The organism is Bacillus salipaludis (assembly GCF_004358205.1).
In genome coordinates this window covers 1-7146 of record NZ_SMYO01000052.1, presented here as the reverse complement: position 1 = coordinate 7146, position 7146 = coordinate 1, and the positions used below count along the sequence as shown (strand labels likewise).

9 protein-coding genes are annotated in these 7146 nt (G+C 36.0%); 2 read left to right on the top strand and 7 right to left on the bottom strand.

The window, feature by feature from the left end:
• Positions 1 to 255 precede the first annotated feature (255 nt).
• From E2K98_RS29570 to E2K98_RS29555, 4 genes are all read right to left on the bottom strand, one after another.
• Positions 256 to 1155 carry a DMT family transporter gene (locus E2K98_RS29570; RefSeq protein ID WP_133340489.1) on the bottom strand — a complete coding sequence of 300 codons (900 nt, stop codon included), beginning with the start codon at positions 1153 to 1155 and terminating at the stop codon, positions 256 to 258.
• Between the two features lie 91 nt (positions 1156 to 1246).
• Positions 1247 to 2419, bottom strand: a complete 1173-nt coding sequence (locus tag E2K98_RS29565) for a PucR family transcriptional regulator (protein WP_235824977.1) — start codon at positions 2417 to 2419, stop codon at positions 1247 to 1249.
• Between the two features lie 154 nt (positions 2420 to 2573).
• The gene (locus E2K98_RS29560) at positions 2574 to 2783 is read right to left on the bottom strand and encodes a hypothetical protein (protein WP_028395991.1); all 210 of its coding nucleotides are present in this window, start codon (positions 2781 to 2783) and stop codon (positions 2574 to 2576) included.
• A 410-nt stretch (positions 2784 to 3193) separates the two neighbouring features.
• Positions 3194 to 3706 carry an arsinothricin resistance N-acetyltransferase ArsN1 family A gene (locus tag E2K98_RS29555; RefSeq protein ID WP_133340487.1) on the bottom strand — a complete coding sequence of 171 codons (513 nt, stop codon included), beginning with the start codon at positions 3704 to 3706 and terminating at the stop codon, positions 3194 to 3196.
• A gap of 117 nt (positions 3707 to 3823) precedes the next feature.
• Here E2K98_RS29555 and E2K98_RS29550 point away from each other — a divergent pair, with 117 nt between their 5' ends.
• On the top strand, positions 3824 to 4270 hold the full coding sequence (locus E2K98_RS29550) for a MarR family winged helix-turn-helix transcriptional regulator (RefSeq protein WP_133340485.1): 447 nt from the start codon (positions 3824 to 3826) through the stop codon (positions 4268 to 4270).
• A gap of 150 nt (positions 4271 to 4420) precedes the next feature.
• The gene (locus E2K98_RS29545) at positions 4421 to 4906 is read left to right on the top strand and encodes an ArsI/CadI family heavy metal resistance metalloenzyme (RefSeq protein ID WP_133340483.1); all 486 of its coding nucleotides are present in this window, start codon (positions 4421 to 4423) and stop codon (positions 4904 to 4906) included.
• Positions 4907 to 5315: 409 nt separating this feature from the next.
• Here E2K98_RS29545 and arsC read toward each other — a convergent pair whose 3' ends face one another.
• Genes arsC through E2K98_RS29530 form a run of 3 tightly spaced genes read right to left on the bottom strand, consistent with a single transcriptional unit; the run spans position 5316 to position 6769 of the window.
• The gene (arsC, locus tag E2K98_RS29540) at positions 5316 to 5735 is read right to left on the bottom strand and encodes an arsenate reductase (thioredoxin) (RefSeq protein ID WP_133340481.1); all 420 of its coding nucleotides are present in this window, start codon (positions 5733 to 5735) and stop codon (positions 5316 to 5318) included.
• A 13-nt stretch (positions 5736 to 5748) separates the two neighbouring features.
• A complete protein-coding gene (locus E2K98_RS29535; RefSeq protein ID WP_133340479.1) occupies positions 5749 to 6390 on the bottom strand; it encodes an MIP/aquaporin family protein in 642 nt (213 codons plus the stop codon).
• A gap of 31 nt (positions 6391 to 6421) precedes the next feature.
• Positions 6422 to 6769, bottom strand: coding sequence for an ArsR/SmtB family transcription factor (locus E2K98_RS29530; RefSeq protein ID WP_133340477.1), 348 nt, complete (start codon positions 6767 to 6769; stop codon positions 6422 to 6424).
• Positions 6770 to 7146: the final 377 nt, after the last annotated feature.

The following is a 7146-nucleotide window of genomic DNA, read 5'->3' as shown; positions in this document are numbered from 1 at the left end:
TCGTCAGTTCGAGAATTTGCCTCCAGCTTCCTTCAGATTCCACCTCACGGTGGACACCCTTGCTATTGGCTAACAGTTCCTACTGCCAAGCCTGTAGTGGACTTTCACCACCAAGTTATCGCCCATGCCGGGCGCACATAAGAAAATGGAATCGCCGCAGCAATCCCACTGTTCAACTCAGCACCCTTTCGTTTAAGTACAATGTTTCACAATGTGCTCAGGTAAGAATTAAATGAAGGGTTACTTACGAGACGCTTAATATAATTTATTGCTCTCATGGACGTTTTTTAGAGATTGTTTTTTATTGAAAGATGGCTTCAGCTCAGCAATAAAGATTGCGATCACAATTAATACCGCTCCCATAACCATACGACTGGTCAATACTTCGTGTAAAAATAAAACGGAAAACAACATCCCAAAAAAAGATTCTGTTGATAAAATAATGGCTGCTTTTGTAACGGAGGTTAATTGATGTGCTTTATTTTGAAAAAGATAGGCAATCGTCGTTGAAAAGACTGCTAAATACAAAATCGAATAAACTCCTTCACTTTCCAAAGATGTGGGTATATCTCCTTTAATTAGGACAGCAACTACACTTAATAGAGAAGCCGTTATGAATTGTACAAGGGTCAGTGATATAGGATCTTCTTTTTTCACAAATCGATTTGTATAAAAAATATCGAAAGCAAAAGCTACTGCACACGCAAGCGATAATACATCACCTATATTTACGGTGATAGAACTTTGAATGGATAACAAGCCAATCCCTACAATGGCAATGACTGAGCCGACTATTTCATACCGATCAATTCGTCGCTTATACAGCAAGTAAGCAATGATAGGTACAATCACAACATTGACCGCAGTTAAAAATGCATTCTTAGAAGGTGTCGTATATTGCAAACCGACTGTTTGTAAAACGAAGCCCAGAAATAAAAACATGCCAAGTATGGCACCTTTCCACACAAGGGATTTGTTGAGTGTTTTGAGTTTGAATCCAAATAGAATTATAAGTAAAAATGTAGCTAAAATAAACCTTCCTGCCATTACCTGATATGGGGTTAAATATTGCAATGCTATATCGGTTACAACAAATCCGCTTCCCCAAATAATCGCTGTAACCAACAGCATTCCATCACCTATATTTTGTTTCATCTCTTCTCCTCCTTGACTAAAACCAAGAATACCACAAGAGAAAAAACAATAATTTGATATTGATTCTAAAATTTCAAGCTTATTTTTGTAATCATTCCAAAAGAGTTCCTTCGATTGTTTTATGTAGTAAGTACAATTTTACTGCAGCGGATAGATTTTCATAAAAAACAAACTCGTTATCAAAAGGCTCTATTAATTGACGTATTTTCGTCATGCGATAACGGATGGTATTGGGATGACAATAATGTGCCTCCGCTATTTCTTTCACATTGCCTTGCTTTAGCACAAATGTAATTGCGGTCTGTAGTAAATCCTTATCTGTTTTTTCAGAAAGAAGTGGTCCCAAGTATTCTTTCAAATAGCGGCTTGTGAATTGTGCATCCTTTCTATAGAGCTCTATTAGAAGCCGTTCTGATGCCAGATCTGCATAATTACAAACAGAATTCGTTTCAATGTCAGCCATAATCCGTGCATAATAAGCTTCTCTGACGGCAAGATGCAGTTCTGTATGTGTCTGGTGAACTTTACCATAACCAATTGTCAGCCCATCGGTAGGAATTCCATATAAGTCCATCCATTCCTTTAGTATTTTTGTGAAATGGAGCCGCTCGGATTTGTCGGTCAACAGTATAAAAATACTATTTTTATAGGGGCAGACGACACCTGATTTCAAAAATGACTGGAATTGAAGAAAGGAGTCCATCCATTGAAGGGTTTCGGATTGCATCATTCGAATATTGGCGGTAAATACATATTTCTCAAACGGTTTATTTATCTGTTTTAAGAAGGACTGTAGTTGTGGAGTGGTTATCTCATTTTTGATCAAACATCGCATGATATTTTGTAGAAAGAGGTCATTTTCCCTGTTTTTAATAGAATTCTTCACTTCGAAAATGACATCCTCAAAATATTCATCTCCACCAAAACGTAAAATCGGAAAATCTTGCTCATTTGCGAAATGTAGGACCTCATCAGGTAAATCCTTGAAAATAACCGCTTTATAGGCTAAGGCACTTACCTTTAACTTAATGAGCTCGTTAATTGTCTCGATTAATAGTTCAGGTTTTTGGTTAGCAAATAATAAGCTGCTGAGTACAAGGCTATGAGGATTAAAAGTTTCTTCTCTCACTAGTTGAACACCCTCAGAAAATTCATAATCCAAAATTCCTACATTTATGATTTTTTTATGTAAGCCATTGTTGCCTGCTACAACTGAAAAATTCTTTATAATGGGAAGTTGAAATAAGTCTTGTACGGTCATCATAAAAATCATCCCTATTCATAACTTAGATAACCTGATTATAAAGTATTTATTTATTAAAACATAACTTCTTGGCTAACCTGCCCCGTTTGTTCGATAAGAAGTTCAATAAAAAGTGCGTTAATCCTAATTGGATCAACGCACCCGTTATATACGTTTAGCGTGACGCTTTTGGCGGTTGGCACACGTCACATTTACGTTGGTTATTATTTTTAAATTTCGTAAATGTTTTTTCAAAGTTGCTACCACATGCACATTTAAACAGTAACTTTTGAGAAAAACCGTGGTATTCCGTCGTTAGCAACTTACTTTCCGAATTGTTCTCAACAAATTCTTTAATTTTCCCAATCGTCCATCGTTTATTCATTCTCTTACATCCCCATTTTCTATCGCTAGTCGGAGGCTTTTTTTGGCATCCGTTCAACTATGAGTAAAAGTCTTAATTATCCTAAGTTCCTCATTATAACATGAGCAGGTACACAATTAAACAATTGGAAGGTATATTATTTACCTGCCCCTTTAGTGGAACAAGCAAAAAGATGCTGCCGCCGCAACACCTTGTTTAACTCTAGCACCCGTTAGTTTAAGTGTAATTTTTCACAATCTCGTTAGGGATACGAAAAGATGACTGCTCAACAATCACTAGTTTATTAATTTACTGTAATAGCTGATTTAATTTCATTCATATATTTAGGTGTAAATCGTCGGTTAAACTACTTTCAAGGTAGATTAACAACATCCTTATTTTAAATGAAACAGTTTTTAAGAAATTACTTATTATATTGAGGACATTTCAAAAACCTTTTCCATTATCATTACATCTACAAGGCGACCATTTAATTTTCCCTGATTCTTAAATACTCCAACTTCTCTGAACCCATTCTTCCTATATAGCCCTTGCCCAAGTTGATTAAAAGGAAATGTAAATAAAACAATCTTATTAAAGTTATTTTTTATTGCAGTCTGTTCAATTTTCTTGAGTAACAACGAGCCAATCCCTTTTCCTCGATATTCCCGTTTGATATATATCGATAAATCGGCTACTCCTGCATAGGCACATCGATTCGAATAGGGATTTAATGATGCCCATCCAATTATTTCATTATTTTTTTCAACAACAATTACAGCGAAACGGTCATTATGATTCTTGAACCATTCATTCATATATTCAATATCTTTTTTATCTTCTTCCAATGTTGCAATCTTATCTTCAATCCCTTGGTTATAGATGTATAAAATTGATGCTAAGTCGTTAACAGAAGCCAGTCTTGTTTTTAATTCTGTTTTCATATTTACCCCCTGGTTTTATTCGCCTTATAACCATTATATAAAAACTTTTCCATTTTTAAAGAATAAAGGTTGCAAATTGCAAATAATTATAATATAAATAAATCAGAGGTGAAAATTATGGAAGACCTTAGAGAATTATTTCAAGTTATGACAAGGCGATTCGGGCTTTTGAATAAAAATTGCTGTCAAGTTGGAGGAACTGAAATATCTCTAGTTCAAAGCCATATCCTATATGAACTACTTCGTAAAAATAAACCATCGATTCAACAGGTTGCTGATTCTCTTGGGATGGATATAACCACCTTTAGTAGGCAAATACAAACATTAGTAAAGATGGAACTGGTATTGAAATCTCCTCTTCCTGAAGATAGACGGGTTTCACAACTAAGCTTAACTACCCAAGGAAAGTATGTTGCTGCTAAAATCGATGCAGAAATGAACCAATATCTTAACGAAGTGTTTTCAAATATGAGTGAGTTTGAACGAGATATGGTTATTAAATCAGTAAAACTTTTAAACGATGCAATGTCAAAATCATCCGTTTGTTGCAAACCATTATTATGAGCAGGAATAAACTCTTGCTCATTTTATTAAAACCAATACTTGCAAATTGCAAATAATTTCAAAGGAGGTGAACTATCATGTAGTCCCAGCTATTTCATCAAATTTTGCGTTTTATAAATCAAAATAAATTGATATTAGGGGGAAACTGAAATGAAATACGCTCATGTTGGTCTCAACGTAACAAATCTAGAAAAATCCATTGAGTTTTATAGCAAATTATTTGGAGCTGAACCAGTTAAAGTAAAGCCTGATTATGCAAAGTTCCTTCTTGAAACACCAGGATTAAACTTTACACTTAATCTTCGAGACGAAGTAAAAGGAAATCAAGTTGGACATTTTGGTTTTCAAGTTGAAAGTACAGACGAAGTTATTACACACAAGAATCGACTTGAAGAGAACGGTATTCTCTCTCAATATGACGAAATAAACACAACATGTTGTTACGCTCTCCAAGATAAATTCTGGATTCATGACCCTGATGGTAATGAGTGGGAGTTCTTCTATACAAAAGCAGATGTTGCTGCTAGCAGTGAAAATGCTTCTTCTTGTTGTGTCCCAGAGAAGCCTAAAACAAAAGAGGTCGAGTGCTGTTCCACGACAACCCAAAACGCAAATATTAACAGCTGTTGTTCTTAAATAGTTAGTATCTATAAAAAAGGGTCTCAGATAATTAGACCCTTTTTACAATCATTATAAAGCAACCTAATATCAAGGTTTTTCTAGCAGCATCTTCCTGTATTGCCTATCATCGAGATACCTTGTCCATTTCCTCTACGGTCAAGAATAAGGTCTTCCGTGTTTGGTTCAATAATCGGTTCGATTGCTACCTTTATATCATTTATCGTGACGATAATATCGTCTACTTCTGGCTCAGCCAGAGCCAGTCCAATCCTTGGCTGTCCTCAGCCAAAGCCGTCAAAAAAGATTCGAATGTTATTGGCGTTCTGTTCTTCGAACATTTTTTTAAATTTATCACGAGCTTCGTCGGTGATTCTCATGTTCATTTCCTCCTGTTGTTAACAAATTTCCTTGCTGATGATGAATATTATTCTCCAGTTTCAGTGAAATGTTTAATACGATCTCCAATTTCATCACGGACACGCTGGAAGAATGCCCATTTTTCTTCTTCGGTACCTTCTGCTTTTGCAGGGTCATCAAATCCCCAGTGAACTTTTTTTACATGAGGAGGGGATACTGGACAGTGATCTGCTGCATGCCCACATAATGTAACCACTAAATCCGCATTGTTTAGAATTTCAGGGTCGATCACATCAAAGGTTTGACTAGAAATATCAATTCCTGCTTCTTTCATTGCTTTTACGGCATTTGGGTTCAATCCGTGTGCTTCTAGACCAGCACTTCTTATATCCCATTCATCACCTAAATGCTTTTTTGCCCATCCTTCTGCCATTTGGCTTCTGCATGAGTTGCCTGTACAAAGAAAATAGATTGTTTTTTTATTCATGATGGATTCTCCTTTATTGTTCGTGTAGTTGTTTATAAATGAATGCCGCGATACTTGCTCCTAAAATCGTTGCGACAATATATACCCATAAATGTTGAGTTGCCCCTGATACAATTGCAGGACCAATCGATCTTGCAGGGTTCATAGATGCACCGCAAATCGGACCCGCAAACATGGCTTCTAACCCGACTGTTGCGCCAATAGCAATCCCAGCGAATGATTTGACCGCTTTCCCGTGAACGGCAGAACCGAAAATAACCATCATCAAGAAAAATGTAAGGATAAATTCCAATATAAATGACTGTCCCCATGAACCCCTTGGTAAAGTGGTGCCGAGTGATGCGACATTACCAAATAAACCTAACAGCGTAGCGCTCGCAGCAATCCCTGCAATGATTTGAACGATAATATAATTAATTGCTTCCCTTTTATTTATATCCCCATGAATTAAAAATCCAATCGTAACCGCTGGATTAAAGTGTGCCCCTGACAGGTGACCAAACGCAAAAATTAATGCCATTACGACAAGTCCGAATGTAAGGGCTACACCTACATGGGTTAAACTCTTGGTAATGTCATCGATTACAACGGCGCCCGTTCCAGCAAAAACCAAAAAATAGGTTCCTAAAAATTCGCTGATTAACTTTTTTTTCATTCTGTTCTGATCCCCTTGATGATTCAATTACTTAACAACCACAGCTAAGCGCAGGATTGCTTTTTTCAATTTGTTTGATTTTCTCAGCTTGACTAGGCACATGCTTTAAAATTTCATCTATAAGGTCATAAAACTCACTTTGGTGATTCAAAGAATAATAAACCCATTGACCTCTTCGTTCTTCTTTAAGGAGTCCTGCATCTTTTAATTTACGAAGGTGTTGGCTGATGGATGGCTGGCTCGTATTAAAGATTTCAAGAAATTCACAAACACAACATTCACGTTGTTTTAAAATTCCGACAATGGTTAATCGCGTTTTATCGCCTAATAGTTTAAAAACATTAGCAGCTTGTTCAATTTCGATTGTGGATTTTAACATTATTGCACCCCCTCTTTTTACATATAAACAAATAACAACTTGCAAATTCAGTTAACATATAATTAATCGCTTATATAATAAATCACTTATTTTCTTGATTCAAGTAGTTTATTGTAAAGTTATTGTAAATAAAAAAAGACCGATAACTTAGTAATAAAAATAATATAGGTACAACTATGAAAACTATGTCTTTTTTTGGTGCTAATAGTTTTAATTTTTCGCACTTCTTCTTCAACTAGTCGAGTAGAAGGGAGCCTTTCTACCTTCCGGTAGATTGTACTCCTCCCCCTCACAGAACCGTGCTTGCACTATTAATGCACACGGCTCCTCCTAGTTATCGTTTACAGACTGTAGCTAATCTCTTTTCTTAGATTCAG